The organism is Citrobacter sp. NCU1 (assembly GCF_010231475.1).
GTDB lineage: Bacteria > Pseudomonadota > Gammaproteobacteria > Enterobacterales > Enterobacteriaceae > Citrobacter_D.
Window position 1 is genome coordinate 47926 of record NZ_NRDO01000084.1, and the last position, 14169, is coordinate 62094.

General features: G+C 53.9%; 14 protein-coding genes. 9 read left to right on the forward strand and 5 right to left on the reverse strand.

Annotated features, from left to right (window positions below):
• Nucleotides 1-92: 92 nt before the first annotated feature.
• Complete coding sequence (locus CJP72_RS21830) at nucleotides 93-1376, forward strand: putative acyl-CoA thioester hydrolase (protein ID WP_162383402.1); 1284 nt, start codon at nucleotides 93-95, stop codon at nucleotides 1374-1376.
• Between the two features lie 93 nt (nucleotides 1377-1469).
• On the opposite strand, the gene pgl is transcribed toward CJP72_RS21830, so the two are convergent.
• Entirely contained in the window at nucleotides 1470-2465 is a 996-nt protein-coding gene (pgl, locus tag CJP72_RS21835; protein ID WP_162383403.1) for a 6-phosphogluconolactonase, read from the reverse strand.
• A 163-nt stretch (nucleotides 2466-2628) separates the two neighbouring features.
• Here pgl and CJP72_RS21840 point away from each other — a divergent pair, with 163 nt between their 5' ends.
• The gene (locus tag CJP72_RS21840; RefSeq protein WP_162383404.1) at nucleotides 2629-3447 is read left to right on the forward strand and encodes a pyridoxal phosphatase; all 819 of its coding nucleotides are present in this window, start codon (nucleotides 2629-2631) and stop codon (nucleotides 3445-3447) included.
• Here CJP72_RS21840 and modC read toward each other — a convergent pair whose 3' ends face one another.
• The 4 genes from modC to CJP72_RS21860 form a co-directional block, all read right to left on the reverse strand.
• Nucleotides 3448-4506 (reverse strand): molybdenum ABC transporter ATP-binding protein ModC, encoded by a 1059-nt coding sequence (gene modC / locus CJP72_RS21845; protein WP_162383405.1) that lies wholly within the window; start codon nucleotides 4504-4506, stop codon nucleotides 3448-3450.
• Between the two features lie 2 nt (nucleotides 4507-4508).
• Complete coding sequence (gene modB, locus CJP72_RS21850; protein WP_162383406.1) at nucleotides 4509-5198, reverse strand: molybdate ABC transporter permease subunit; 690 nt, start codon at nucleotides 5196-5198, stop codon at nucleotides 4509-4511.
• Complete coding sequence (gene modA, locus CJP72_RS21855) at nucleotides 5198-5971, reverse strand: molybdate ABC transporter substrate-binding protein (RefSeq protein ID WP_162383407.1); 774 nt, start codon at nucleotides 5969-5971, stop codon at nucleotides 5198-5200. The genes modB and modA overlap by 1 nt, the downstream gene beginning before the upstream one ends.
• Before the next feature lie 166 nt (nucleotides 5972-6137).
• Nucleotides 6138-6287: an AcrZ family multidrug efflux pump-associated protein gene (locus tag CJP72_RS21860; protein ID WP_162383408.1), complete on the reverse strand. Its 150-nt coding sequence runs from the start codon at nucleotides 6285-6287 to the stop codon at nucleotides 6138-6140.
• Between the two features lie 128 nt (nucleotides 6288-6415).
• Between CJP72_RS21860 and modE the strand changes: the two genes are divergently transcribed.
• The 7 genes from modE to gpmA all read left to right on the forward strand — a co-directional run bounded on the left by modE (nucleotide 6416) and on the right by gpmA (nucleotide 14167).
• On the forward strand, nucleotides 6416-7204 hold the full coding sequence (gene modE / locus CJP72_RS21865; RefSeq protein WP_162383409.1) for a molybdenum-dependent transcriptional regulator: 789 nt from the start codon (nucleotides 6416-6418) through the stop codon (nucleotides 7202-7204).
• A 67-nt stretch (nucleotides 7205-7271) separates the two neighbouring features.
• Nucleotides 7272-8744, forward strand: coding sequence for a molybdate ABC transporter ATP-binding protein ModF (gene modF / locus CJP72_RS21870; RefSeq protein ID WP_162383410.1), 1473 nt, complete (start codon nucleotides 7272-7274; stop codon nucleotides 8742-8744).
• Nucleotides 8745-8950: 206 nt separating this feature from the next.
• Nucleotides 8951-9967 carry a UDP-glucose 4-epimerase GalE gene (gene galE / locus CJP72_RS21875; RefSeq protein WP_162383411.1) on the forward strand — a complete coding sequence of 339 codons (1017 nt, stop codon included), beginning with the start codon at nucleotides 8951-8953 and terminating at the stop codon, nucleotides 9965-9967.
• Between the two features lie 9 nt (nucleotides 9968-9976).
• On the forward strand, nucleotides 9977-11023 hold the full coding sequence (gene galT, locus CJP72_RS21880; protein WP_162383412.1) for a galactose-1-phosphate uridylyltransferase: 1047 nt from the start codon (nucleotides 9977-9979) through the stop codon (nucleotides 11021-11023).
• A 3-nt stretch (nucleotides 11024-11026) separates the two neighbouring features.
• Entirely contained in the window at nucleotides 11027-12175 is a 1149-nt protein-coding gene (gene galK, locus CJP72_RS21885; protein WP_162383413.1) for a galactokinase, read from the forward strand.
• Nucleotides 12169-13209 carry a galactose-1-epimerase gene (gene galM, locus CJP72_RS21890; RefSeq protein ID WP_162383414.1) on the forward strand — a complete coding sequence of 347 codons (1041 nt, stop codon included), beginning with the start codon at nucleotides 12169-12171 and terminating at the stop codon, nucleotides 13207-13209. The genes galK and galM overlap by 7 nt, the downstream gene beginning before the upstream one ends.
• A gap of 205 nt (nucleotides 13210-13414) precedes the next feature.
• Complete coding sequence (gene gpmA, locus CJP72_RS21895) at nucleotides 13415-14167, forward strand: 2,3-diphosphoglycerate-dependent phosphoglycerate mutase (RefSeq protein WP_162383415.1); 753 nt, start codon at nucleotides 13415-13417, stop codon at nucleotides 14165-14167.
• Nucleotides 14168-14169: the final 2 nt, after the last annotated feature.

Genomic DNA, 14169 nt, shown 5'->3' on the forward strand with positions numbered 1-14169 from the left:
TTTTGCCTTTTCGCCTTCCCGTTTCGCTCAACTTAGTATAAAAAAGCAGGCTTCGATGGAATTAATTTAACTTTCAAAGCCCGGAGCAACCTGTGAACACATTATCAGTTTCCCGTCTGGCGCTGACACTGGCTTTTGGCGTGACGCTGACCGCCTGTAGCTCTACGCCGCCCGACCAAATCCCTTCCGATCAGACTGCGCCAGGAACGTCCTCGCGTCCGATCCTGTCGGCGAATGAAGCGCAGAACTTTGTTGCTGCTCATTATTTCTCTTCACTGACACCGAACACGGCACCGTGGTCGCCTTCTTCTATTTCTCTGCCAGCACAGCCTGACTTTGTGGTCGGCCCGGCAGGCACGCAGGGCGTCACGCATACGACGGTTCAGGCGGCAGTGGACGCTGCAATTACCAAACGTACCGATAAACGTCAGTTTATTGCGATTATGCCAGGTGAATATCAGGGAACCGTGTACATTCCGGCCGCGCCTGGCAGCCTGACGCTGTACGGTATGGGCGAGAAGCCGATTGATGTGAAAATTGGTTATGCCATTGACGGCGATATGAGTATTGCTGACTGGCGCCGCACGGTGAACCCAGGCGGTAAATACATGCCGGGCAAACCCGCGTGGTACATGTTTGACAGTTGCCAGAGCCAGCGTAACGCGAACATTGGCGTCATGTGCTCAGCGGCATTCTGGTCGCAGAATAACGGCCTGCAATTGCAGAACCTGACTATCGAAAATAATCTCGGTGACAGCGTAGATGACGGTCATCACCCTGCCGTTGCCCTGCGCACCGACGGCGACAAAGTTCAGATCAACAATGTGAACCTTCTCGGTCGTCAGAACACCTTCCTGGTGACTAACAGCGGGGTGCAAAACCGCCTGCAAAACGATCGTCAGCCGCGCACATTGGTCACCAATAGCTACCTCGAAGGGGATGTGGATATTGTTTCGGGTCGTGGCGCCGTGGTGTTTGACAACACGGACTTCCGCGTAGTGAACTCCCGTACCCAAAAAGAAGCTTACGTTTTCGCCCCGGCAACGCTGTCAAACGTCTTCTACGGCTTCCTCGCGACCAACAGCCGTTTCACGGCAAGTGGTGATAATGTCGCGCAATTGGGCCGTTCGCTGGATGTCGATACCAACACCAACGGTCAGGTGGTGATCCGCGATAGCGTGATCAATGAAGGCTTTAATATGGCCAAACCGTGGGCAGATACCGCGATTTTTAAACGCCCGTTTACCGGGAATACCGGAACGATGGATGATAAGGGTGACGTTCAGCGCGACCTGAACGACGCCAACTTCAACCGCCTGTGGGAGTACAACAACCGCGGGTTAGGCAGCAAAGTGGTTGCAGAACCGAAGCAATAATCGCAGTCCAGGCCCGGTAAGCACATGCGCCACCGGGCCATGAACATGAACCGGATAATGGCTGATACGCCTTATCCGGTCTACAAAACAGAGTTAGTACGCGTTAATCACAACCCACATTGGCCCCTGACCTACCGCATAGCGCGCTTTTTCGCTGAGCAGTCCCTGCTCGCCGACAATGTCATACACCGCAATATGATGTGACTTTTGCCCGGCGGCGATCAGATATTTACCCATGTTATCAACATTGAAGCCACGCGGCTGGGTTTCCGTCGGCTGGTAGCCTTCTTTGGTCAGCACGCTACCGTCTTCAGAAACGCTGAACACCGTGATCAAACTGGCAGTACGATCGCAGGCGTACAGATGACGGCCATCCGGCGTAATGTGAATATCTGCCGCCCAGCGGGTGTCGGAGAAATCTGCCGGCATCATATCCAGCGTTTGTACACACTCCACGTTGCCATGGGGATCTTTGAGTTCCCAGACATCCACAGAGCTGTTCAGCTCATTAACGCAGTAGGCGTAGTGCCGGTTCGGGTGGAATGCCATATGGCGCGGACCTGCCCCTTCAACGGTCGTCACTTCCGCCGGTTCCTGCGCCACCAGCTTGCCGTCATTGCTAAGCGTAAACAGGCAAATGCGATCCTGTTTGAGTGCCGGAACCCACAGGGTACGATTATCCGGCGAGATATTCGCGGAATGGCATCCCTCCAGCCCTTCAACAACATCCACTACCTCAACAGGCAGTCCATCTTCCAGACGCGTCACGCTGACGTTTCCGGCATTGTAAGATCCGACAAAGACAAAGCGCCCCTTGCGATCGGTGGAAATGTGCGTCGGACTGCCCGGCAATGCGGATTCTGCAGCAAACGTCAGCGAACCGTCGTCTGGCCCAATGCGATACGCCAGTACACGAAACTCTGGACGCACGCCCACGTAGAGATAGCGCTTATCCGGACTGACGACCATCGGCTGAACCTGTCCGGGTACGTCAACCACCTGCACAAGCGTCAACACGCCTTCATGATTCAGGCTCCAGACGTGAATTTGCTGGCTTTCAGGGCTGGCGGTATAAACTGTTTGCTTCATGAATGCTCCTTTGCTTTTGGCAACTGACTGCACTAACCGGATACAGCTTAACGTAGTCGCTTTTAACGATGAATTCTGAATTAACGCTCAGAGTTTTGCCCGATCCTCGTCTCGGTGTACCATTCTCTCAGACAAAACTCTCAACCTTAACCTGGAAATACCTATGACCGCTCGCGTGATTGCTCTGGATTTAGACGGTACATTGCTGACCCCGAAAAAGACCTTGCTCCCCTCTACCCTTGAGGCACTTTCGCGCGCCAGAAAAGCCGGGTATCAACTTATCATTGTCACGGGTCGTCATCACGTTGCTATTCATCCTTTTTATCAGGCACTGGCGCTGGATACACCTGCAATTTGCTGTAACGGCACCTATTTGTATGATTATCATGCAAAAAGCGTACTGGAAGCGGACCCATTGCCAGTGAGTCAGGCGCTGCAAGTAATCGATATGCTTAATGAGCACCAGATCCACGGGCTGATGTACGTTGATGACGCCATGCTCTACGAGCGTCCTACCGGGCACGTGATTCGCACCGCTAACTGGGCGCAAGCCCTGCCGCCGGAACAGCGCCCGACGTTTACCCAGGTGCCTTCGCTGGCGCAAGCCGCGCATGAAGTGAATGCCGTCTGGAAGTTTGCTCTGACTGATGAAGATATTCCAAAGTTACAACAGTTTAGTCAGCATGTCGGGCAGAGTCTGGGTCTGGAGTGCGAATGGTCGTGGCACGATCAGGTCGATATTGCGCGTGAAGGCAACAGTAAAGGAAAACGCCTGACACAGTGGGTTGAGGCGCAGGGAGGTTCAATGCAAGACGTGATCGCATTCGGCGACAACTTTAATGATATCAGTATGCTGGAAGCCGCTGGCACCGGCGTCGCCATGGGCAATGCCGAGGATGCGGTGAAAGAAAGAGCCAATATTGTCATCGGCGACAACACCACCGACAGTATTGCGGCGTTTATCTATTCGCATCTGCTGTAATCAGGCGGTAATCGACACGCTCTTGATTTGCGCATAGAGCCACAGGCCAGGCTTGATAGCTAACTCATCCCTGGCCCACGGGCTGATCCTCGCCCACAGAGTCTTGCCCCCGACCTCCAGTTGCACTTCAACTTGTCCTTTATCGTCATAACACTGCGCCACTTTTGCGCGCAAAATATTACGGATACTGGTTTGCTGCGGCGGTTGCAGGACCAGTGACACATCCGAGGCCTGAATGCGGATGCGCATCGCCGTTTGCAGAGGCTCATCAAGCTTACTCACCCACAGATGCTGATCCCCCAGCGCCAGCGCCGTCATCGCATAATGCGGATGATGTTCCAGCACGCTGACTTTCAGAATACTGCTCTGCTGTTCCTGCGGCAGCCACGGATGCATAACATTGCTCCCCCACACCTCCTCCAGTGCCCCAAAGGCTTTTACCTGACCGTTTTCCAGCACCATGACTTTATCTGCCAGATGTAAAATCTCATCAAGGGAGTGGCTGACATACAGCATCGGAATATGGATTTCGCGGGCCAGACGTTGCAGGTAAGGCAGCAGTTCACGCTTACGCGGAATATCCAGCGAGGCCAGCGGTTCATCCAGTAACAGGAGTTCTGGCGCTGTCAGCAACGCCCGCCCGATGGCTACGCGTTGCTTCTCACCACCGGAGAGACTTCCCGGCAAACGATCCAGCAGAGGTTCAATGCCCAGCAAAGCCACCAGCTTATCAAACTGCCCGGCCATGCTTTTCGCCATACCGTAACGCAGATTGCCGCGCACTTTATAATGCGGGAAAAGGCGGGCGTCCTGAAAAACATACCCCACACGCCGTTTTTCTGGGGTTAAACAGATACCGTTTTCGACATCGTTCAGTACCCGGCCATTAAGCACAATACGCCCTGTTTGCGGGCGCGTCAGGCCACTGATGGCATTAATGAGTGACGTTTTTCCCGCGCCGGAAACACCAAAAATTGCGGTGATCCCGCTGGCAGGTAACGTTTCGTTGAGTGTCAGGCAGTGTGAGCCTAATGTTTGGGAGAAGTTGAGTTCCAGCATTGTTATCTCCCCGTCCGTTCACGGCTGATACGGGCCAGCCATTCCGACACCAACAGGGAAATCAGCGCCAGTACGATAGAAATCAAACACAGTCTCGCCGCCGCGCTTTCCCCGCCAGGCGTCTGGATCAGGGTATACATCGCGGAAGGGATCGTGCGCGTTTCGCCAGGAATATTGGAAACAAACGTAATGGTCGCACCAAATTCGCCGAGCGAACGGGCAAACGCCAGCACCGTTCCAACAATAATACCTGGCAAGGTGAGGGGTAATGTAATGGTCAGAAACACGCGCCAACGGCCTGCGCCGAGCGTGCGTGCGGCCTGTTCCAGTTTGACGTCCACCCCTTCCAGCGCCAGGCGAATAGCCCGCACCATCAACGGGAAAGACATCACCGCTGCCGCCAACACCGCGCCGCGCCAGCTAAAGGCAAAGGTAATGCCGAACACATCGTACAGCCACTGACCGATAAATCCGCGCCGCCCCATCGCAACCAGCAGGAGATAACCGACCACCACGGGCGGTAACACCAACGGAAGATGCAGGATGCTATCGAGCAGGGCTTTGCCCGGAAACGTGCACCGGACAAGTAACCAGGCAAAAAAGATCCCAAACGGCAGGCTAAACAGCACGGCCAGGGAAGAGACTTTCAGGCTAAGTAGAACAGCCTGCCATTCTGGATCGGTCAGTATCATTACTTCGTCGTAAATCCGTAACGTTTAAAAATGTCAGCAGCCTGCGGTCCTTTCAGGTAGTCATAGAACGCGCTGACCGTTGCGTTTTTGTGTCCATCGACAATCGCAACTGGGTATTCCACTTTTTTGTGCGAATCTTCCGGGAAGGTCGCCACCACTTTCACGCCTTTGCCGGCAACGGCATCAGAGCCGTAAACAATGCCCAGCGGCGCTTCGTTACGCTCCACCAGCGCCAGCGCGCCGCGAACATCTTCAGCAGGCGCCAATTTCGGAGCCAGAGTATCCCATGCGCCCAGTTTTTGCAGTGCTTCTTTTGCGTAAATGCCTGCCGGAACGTGTTCCGGATCACCGACGGCCAGACGCCCGCCGTTCAGCAGTTGAGTCCAATTCGTTTTGTTGTCGATGGTGAACGATTTCTGCTCGCTTGCTTTCGGTGCGACAACCACCAGACTGTTGCCCAGCAGCGTTTGACGCGAACCGGTATCAATCGCTTTTTTATCCACCGCGTAATCCATCCATTTCTGGTCGGCAGAGATAAACAGGTCCGCAGGCGCACCCGCTTCAATCTGGCGCGCCAGTGTTGAAGAGGAGGCAAAAGAAGAGACGACGTCAACGTTCTTCTCTTTCTTGTACTGCGCGGCAATATCCTGCATCGCATTGGTCAGTGACGCCGCCGCAAAAACGGTGATTTTCCCTTCGTCCGCCAGCGTTTGTCCGGCAACTGTCAGAGAGAGTGTTGCCCCGGCAAACAGGCGTAACCATGTACGTGCCATTTGTAACTCCTTTCGAATATCGTTATGTATCTGCAAATATAACGATATTGCCACTATTTTCCCAGCGGTTATTCACACCCATGAGAGATGACACAAAGAAAATATCGGCAGGGAAAGCAGGATCTTGAGAAAACAAAAACGCCCGACTGAGCGGGCGTTTGGGGAATCAATGGTTCTGTCTGGACTGGTCTTTTTGACCGATACTGGAGAAAATGTTGAACACTTCTCCGAGGCCGTAGATCATCCCGAGGATGGCGGCCATGACTACAGGTACCATGATTACGGCGAATACCAGACTTTTCAATAACTCTAACATGGTCAACTCCAGATATAATCCTTCAGTTATTCTAACCTTATAAGCGAGAAAAGCACTCCCCTTTTGTGCTATCGACTTTGCGCGCCCGCCGTTTTCCGTCACAATAGTCCTTTTGCCAGGATCTTGTTATGCAAGCCGAAATCCTTCTCACCCTGAAACTTCAGCAAAAACTGTTTGCGGACCCACGACGCATTTCTCTGCTTAAGCACATTGCGCTTTCCGGCTCCATTAGTCAGGGAGCGAAAGATGCAGGCATCAGTTACAAAAGCGCCTGGGATGCCATTAACGAGATGAATCAGCTCAGCGATCAGACGCTCGTAGAGCGCGCCACTGGCGGTAAAGGCGGCGGTGGCGCGGTGTTAACGCGCTACGGTCAACGGCTGATCCAGCTTTACGATTTACTGGCGCAAATTCAGCAAAAAGCCTTCGATGTTCTAAGCGACGACGATGCGTTGCCACTCAATAGTCTGCTGGCGGCAATTTCCCGTTTTTCACTCCAAACCAGCGCCCGCAACCAGTGGTTTGGTACGATCACCTCTCGCGACCACGATCAGGTACAGCAGCACGTCGACGTTCTGTTAGCCGACGGCGAAACGCGACTGAAAGTGGCGATCACGGCGCAAAGCGGTGAACGTCTGGGGCTGAATGAAGGCAAAGAAGTGCTGATCCTCCTGAAAGCCCCCTGGGTTGGTATTACCCAGGACGATGCCACCGCGCAGGCTGCCGACAACCAACTTCAGGGCACCATCAGCCATATCGAACATGGCGCTGAACAGTGCGAAGTGCTAATGACGCTTCCGGATGGTCAGACGTTGTGTGCAACCTTACCGGTTGAAGAGGCGGCGAAATTAGCCGAAGGCGCTAACGTTACCGCGTATTTTAATGCTGACCGGGTGATTATCGCCACGTTGTGCTAAGCACATTGACATTGTTTCACGAAAGACGTATCCCTGTGGTTCATCGCTGCAAAAAATGGGATACAAAATGTCATCGTTGCATATTTCGCAAGGCACGTTTCGTCTGAGCGATACCAAAACGCTTCAACTGAACACGTTTACGTTGAATGCGGGTGATAGCTGGGCGTTTGTTGGCTCAAACGGCGGTGGAAAATCCGCGCTGGCGCGAGCGCTGGCGGGTGAACTCCCCTTATTAAAAGGCGAACGCCAGTGCGGGTTTACGCGCAGGACTCGCCTCTCATTTGAACAGTTGCAACAACTGGTCAGCGATGAATGGCAACGGAATAACACCGATTTGCTCAGCCCAGGCGAAGAGGATACCGGGCGCACAACGGCGGAAATTATTCAGGATGAGGTCAAAAACCCCATCCGTTGCGCGGAACTCGCGACGCTGTTTGGCATCACCGGGTTACTCACCCGACGTTTTAAATACCTCTCCACCGGCGAAACACGCAAAACCCTGCTTTGCCAGGCGCTGATGTCTGAGCCAGACCTGCTGATCCTCGACGAACCGTTTGACGGGCTTGATGTTGCTTCCCGCCGCCAGTTAGCAGAGCTCCTCGCCACCCTGCATCAATCGGGTTATACGCTCGTGCTGGTCTTAAACCGTTTCGATGAGATCCCTGATTTTGTGCAATTTGCTGGCGTCCTCGCCGACTGCACACTCACGGAAACCGGCGAGAAATCCGGTCTGTTGCAACAAGCGCTGATCGCGCAACTCGCCCACAGCGAGCAACTTGCAGGTATGCAATTACCAGAACCCGATGTTCCCTGTGCACGCCATACCCTGCCAGAGACAGAAGCGCGGATTGTGCTTAAAGACGCTGTCGTTTCCTACAACGATCGTCCGATCCTCAACCACCTGAGCTGGCAGGTAAATCCGGGCGAGCACTGGCAGATTGTCGGTCCTAATGGCGCAGGGAAATCGACACTGCTCAGCCTGGTGACCGGCGATCACCCTCAGGGCTACAGCAACGATCTGACGCTGTTTGGTCGTCGTCGTGGCAGCGGTGAAACCCTGTGGGATATCAAAAAACACATTGGCTATGTCAGCAGCAGCCTGCACCTTGACTACCGTGTCAGTACCACGCTACGTAATGTGATCCTGTCGGGTTTTTTTGATTCGATCGGCATCTATCAGGCCGTCTCGGACAGGCAGCGCAAGTTGGTGCAACAGTGGCTGGATATTCTTGGAATGGACAAACGCACTGCTGACGCGCCGTTCCACAGCCTCTCCTGGGGACAACAGCGGCTGGCGCTGATTGTACGTGCGCTGGTGAAACACCCTACTCTGCTGATCCTTGATGAACCGCTACAGGGGCTGGACCCGCTGAATCGTCAGCTTGTCCGTCGCTTTATCGACGTACTGATCGGTGAAGGGGAAACTCAGTTGCTGTTTGTCTCGCACCATGCTGAAGACGCGCCAGACTGCATCACCCATCGCCTAGAGTTTGTGCCAGAAGGCGACGGGTATCTCTACCGACAGACAGCACGACATTGATTTTCATCCGTGGGCGCGTCAATGCGCCCTTTTTTCGGACAAACACCGCAGCCACTCCATAATCCCATGATTTACAATGAAGTAATCTATCGCAGGACGTAAAGACATCGAAATGTAAACGATTCCACTAATTTATTCCATGTCACACTTTTCGCAACTTTGTTATGCTATGTTTATTTCATACCATAGGCTTAATGGAGCGAATTATGAGAGTGTTGGTTACAGGTGGTAGCGGTTACATAGGGAGTCATACTTGTGTACAGTTGCTGAAAAACGGTCACGACGTCATCATCCTTGACAACCTCTGCAACAGTAAGCGCAGCGTATTGCCCGTTATCGAACGTTTAGGCGAAAAGCATCCGGCTTTCGTTGAAGGCGATATCCGCAACGAAGCGCTGATGACCGAAATTCTACACGATCACGCGATTGATACCGTGATTCACTTTGCCGGCCTGAAAGCCGTTGGCGAATCCGTCGCTAAACCGCTGGAATATTATGACAACAACGTTAACGGTACCTTGCGCCTGATTGGCGCCATGCGCGCTGCCGGTGTCAAAAACTTCATCTTTAGCTCTTCCGCCACCGTTTACGGCGACCAGCCGAAAATTCCTTATGTCGAAAGCTTCCCGACCGGTACGCCGCAAAGCCCGTATGGCAAAAGCAAACTGATGGTTGAACAGATCCTCACCGATCTGCAAAAAGCGCAACCAGACTGGAGCATTGCGCTGTTACGTTACTTCAACCCGGTCGGCGCGCATCCGTCGGGCGATATGGGTGAAGACCCACAGGGTATTCCGAATAACCTGATGCCCTACATCGCCCAGGTGGCGGTAGGTCGTCGCGACTCCCTCGCCATCTTTGGCAACGACTATCCGACCGAAGACGGCACTGGCGTGCGCGATTACATCCACGTGATGGATCTCGCGGACGGGCACGTCGCCGCAATGGAAAAACTGGCGGGCAAGCAAGGTGTACACATTTATAACCTGGGCGCGGGTGTCGGCAGCAGCGTGCTGGACGTCGTCAACGCCTTCAGCAAAGCCTGCGGCAAACCGGTGAACTACCACTTTGCCCCGCGTCGCGAAGGTGATCTTCCCGCCTACTGGGCGGATGCCAGCAAAGCAGACCGTGAACTGAACTGGCGCGTCACCCGTACGCTTGACGAAATGGCGCAAGATACCTGGCACTGGCAGTCACGCCATCCGCAGGGATATCCAGATTAAGGAACAATCATGACGCAATTTAACCCTGTCGATCATCCACATCGCCGCTTTAACCCGCTTACCGGGCAATGGATTCTGGTTTCGCCGCATCGTGCGAAACGCCCGTGGCAAGGGGCGCAGGAAACGCCGTCGAAAGAGGTACTGCCTGCTCACGATCCGGACTGTTTCCTGTGTGCAGGCAACACCCGCGTGACGGGGGATAAAAACCCCGATTACAGCGGTACCTACGTTTTTACAAACGACTTTGCCGCCTTAATGTCCGACACGCCGGACGCGCCGGACAGCCACGATCCGCTGATGCGTTGCCAGAGCGCGCGCGGCACCAGCCGGGTGATCTGTTTTTCACCGGATCACAGCAAAACTATACCTGAATTGAGCGTTCCTGCTCTGACGGAAATCGTGAAAACCTGGCAGGAACAAACGGCTGAACTGGGAAAAACGTATCCGTGGGTGCAGGTTTTCGAGAACAAAGGTGCGGCAATGGGATGTTCCAACCCGCACCCACACGGCCAGATTTGGGCTAACAGCTTCCTGCCCAACGAAGCCGAACGTGAAGATCGTTTGCAGAAGGCCTACTTCGCTGAGCAGGGTTCCCCAATGCTGGTGGACTATGTTCAGCGTGAACTGGCCGATGGTAGCCGCACCGTCGTGGAAACCGAGCACTGGCTAGCGGTCGTCCCCTACTGGGCAGCCTGGCCGTTTGAAACATTGCTGTTGCCAAAAGCGCATGTATTGCGCATGACCGATCTGACCGATGACCAGCGCGCCGATTTGGCGCTGGCGTTGAAAAAACTGACCAGTCGTTATGACAACCTGTTCCAGTGCTCATTCCCCTACTCAATGGGCTGGCACGGCGCGCCATTTAACGGCGAAGAGAATGATCACTGGCAACTGCACGCACACTTTTATCCGCCGCTGCTACGCTCCGCGACCGTCCGTAAATTTATGGTCGGTTACGAAATGCTGGCAGAGACCCAGCGTGATCTGACGGCAGAGCAAGCGGCAGAACGCCTGCGCGCGGTCAGCGACATCCATTTTCGCGAATCCGGAGTTTAAAAAATGAGTCTGAAAGAGAACACACAATCTCTGTTTGCAGAAATTTTTGGCTACCCTGCCACCCACACCATTCAGGCGCCTGGCCGCGTTAATCTGATCGGCGAACATACCGATTACAACGACGGTTTTGTGCTGCCCTGTGCTATCGACTATCAGACGGTGATTAGCTGTGCGACGCGCGACGATCGTAAAGTTCGCGTGATTGCTGTCGATTATGACAATCAGATTGACGAATTCTCCCTCGACGCGCCCATCGTCACCCACGACAGCCAGCAATGGTCAAACTACGTACGCGGCGTGGTAAAACACCTGCAAAAACGTCACGCGGGCTTTGGCGGCGCTGATTTGGTGATTAGCGGTAATGTGCCGCAGGGCGCGGGTTTAAGCTCTTCCGCCGCGCTGGAAGTGGCTGTCGGCACCGTATTCCAGCAGCTTTATCATCTGCCGCTGGACGGCGCGCAAATCGCGCTCAACGGCCAGGAAGCAGAAAACCAGTTTGTTGGCTGTAACTGCGGCATTATGGATCAGTTGATCTCCGCGCTGGGCAAGAAAGACCATGCCTTGCTCATCGACTGCCGCTCGCTTGCCACTAAAGCCGTATCGATGCCAGAAGGCGTGGCAATCGTTATTATCAACAGCAACTTTAAACGTACGCTGGTGGGCAGTGAATACAACACTCGCCGTGAACAGTGCGAAACAGGCGCTCGCTTTTTCCAACAACCCGCTCTGCGCGATGTCAGCCTTGAGGCATTCAACGCGGTGGCCAGCAAGCTGGACCCGGTAGTAGCGAAACGCGTTCGTCACGTACTGACGGAAAACGCGCGTACCGTTGAAGCGGCAAACGCGCTGGAGAACGGTGACCTGAAACGCATGGGTGAGTTGATGGCCGAATCTCACGCCTCTATGCGTGATGATTTTGAAATCACCGTACCGCAGATCGATACACTGGTTGAGATAGTCAAAGCGACCATCGGCGAAAACGGCGGCGTGCGTATGACTGGCGGTGGCTTCGGCGGTTGTATCGTCGCCTTGATCCCGGAAACGTTGGTCCCTGCCGTACAGCAAGCTGTGGCTGAACAGTACGAAGCAAAAACCGGTATCAAAGAAACCTTCTACGTCTGCAAGCCTTCACAAGGAGCCGGACAGTGCTAAATGAAACTCCCGCGCTGGCCCCCGATGGTCAGCCATACCGCCTGTTAACCCTGCGCAACAGCACAGGGATGGTGGTCACGCTAATGGACTGGGGAGCCACCCTTCTTTCCGCCCGGATCCCCCTGAGCGACGGCAGTGTTCGCGAAGCATTGCTGGGCTGCTCCAGCCCGGAACAATATACCGAACAATCGGCGTTTCTCGGCGCGTCGATCGGTCGTTATGCTAACCGCATCGCCGATAGCCGCTACAGCTATGCGGGTGAAACAGTCAGCTTGTTGCCAAGTCAGGGCGAAAACCAGCTGCATGGTGGGCCCGACGGTTTTGATAAACGTCGCTGGCAGGTCGTCAACCAGAATGATTGTCAGGTGTTGTTTGCGTTGACGTCCGAGGATGGCGACCAGGGTTTTCCGGGGCGTCTGTGCGCCACCGCGCAATATCGCCTGACCGAGGACAATCGTATTTCGATTACCTATCGCGCGACAGTGGATAAGCCCTGCCCGGTCAATTTGACCAACCACGTTTATTTCAACCTGGATGGCGACGCGACGGACGTACGCAATCATAAATTGCAGATTCTGGCTGACGATTATCTGCCGGTTGATGCAGGGGGCATCCCGCGTGAAGGACTAAAATCGGTCGTCGGCACTTCATTTGATTTCCGCCATGCGAAAACGATCGCCAGTGCGTTTCTTGCTGATGACGATCAACGCAAGGTGAAGGGATATGACCACGCATTTTTGTTGCAGACCAGGGGCGATGCCCGTACTCCCTGCGCACATCTGTGGTCACAGGATGAAAAGTTGCAGATGAAGGTGTACACCTCGGCACCGGCACTGCAATTTTATTCCGGCAACTATCTGGGCGGCACGCCTTCCCGTGGTCCCGTCGCTTATGCTGACTGGCAAGGTCTGGCGCTGGAAAGTGAGTTCCTGCCGGACAGCCCAAACCATCCGGAATGGCCGCAGCCAGACTGTATTCTTCGCCCGGGCGAGGAGTATGTGAGCCTGACGGAGTATCAGTTTATCCCCGCCTGATTAAGCGCCCTCCGTCTGGAGGGCGATTTTGTCTTCATCCTGCTTAATTCCCCATCACTCAAAGACAAAATTGCAACCATGAGTTCACAAGAACCTTACACTGCGTCGCTATTTTCGCTATGGTTATGCGTAAGGATTGCCGCAGATGCGTCATGGCAATATAATGAGAATTATTATCATTAAATGAAGATTGAGGAGTAAGCATATGGCTGTAACTAAGCTGGTTCTGGTACGTCATGGTGAAAGTCAGTGGAACAACGAAAACCGCTTCACCGGTTGGTACGATGTTGATCTTTCTGAGAAAGGCGTGGGCGAAGCAAAAGCGGCAGGTAAACTGCTGAAGGAAGAAGGCTATAGCTTTGACTTTGCTTATACCTCTGTGCTGAAACGTGCCATCCACACCCTGTGGAACGTACTGGATGAACTGGATCAAGCCTGGCTGCCGGTAGAAAAATCCTGGAAACTGAACGAGCGCCACTACGGTGCGTTGCAGGGTCTGAACAAAGCTGAAACCGCAGAGAAATACGGTGATGAGCAGGTGAAACAGTGGCGTCGTGGCTTTGCGGTCACACCGCCAGAATTGACCAAAGACGATGAGCGCTTCCCGGGTCACGATCCGCGTTATGCCAAATTGACTGACAAAGAGCTGCCGGTCACAGAAAGCCTGGCGCTGACCATTGATCGTGTCATCCCTTACTGGAACGAATCTATTCTGCCGCGCATGAAAAGCGGTGAGCGCGTCATTATCGCCGCTCACGGTAACTCCCTGCGCGCACTGGTGAAATACCTGGATAATATGGGTGAAGATGAAATTCTTGAACTGAATATCCCGACCGGCGTACCGCTGGTGTATGAGTTCGATGAAAACTTCAAACCAATCAAACATTACTATCTGGGTAATGCTGACGAAATCGCAGCAAAAGCGGCTGCCGTTGCGAATCAGGGCAAAGCGAAGTAATC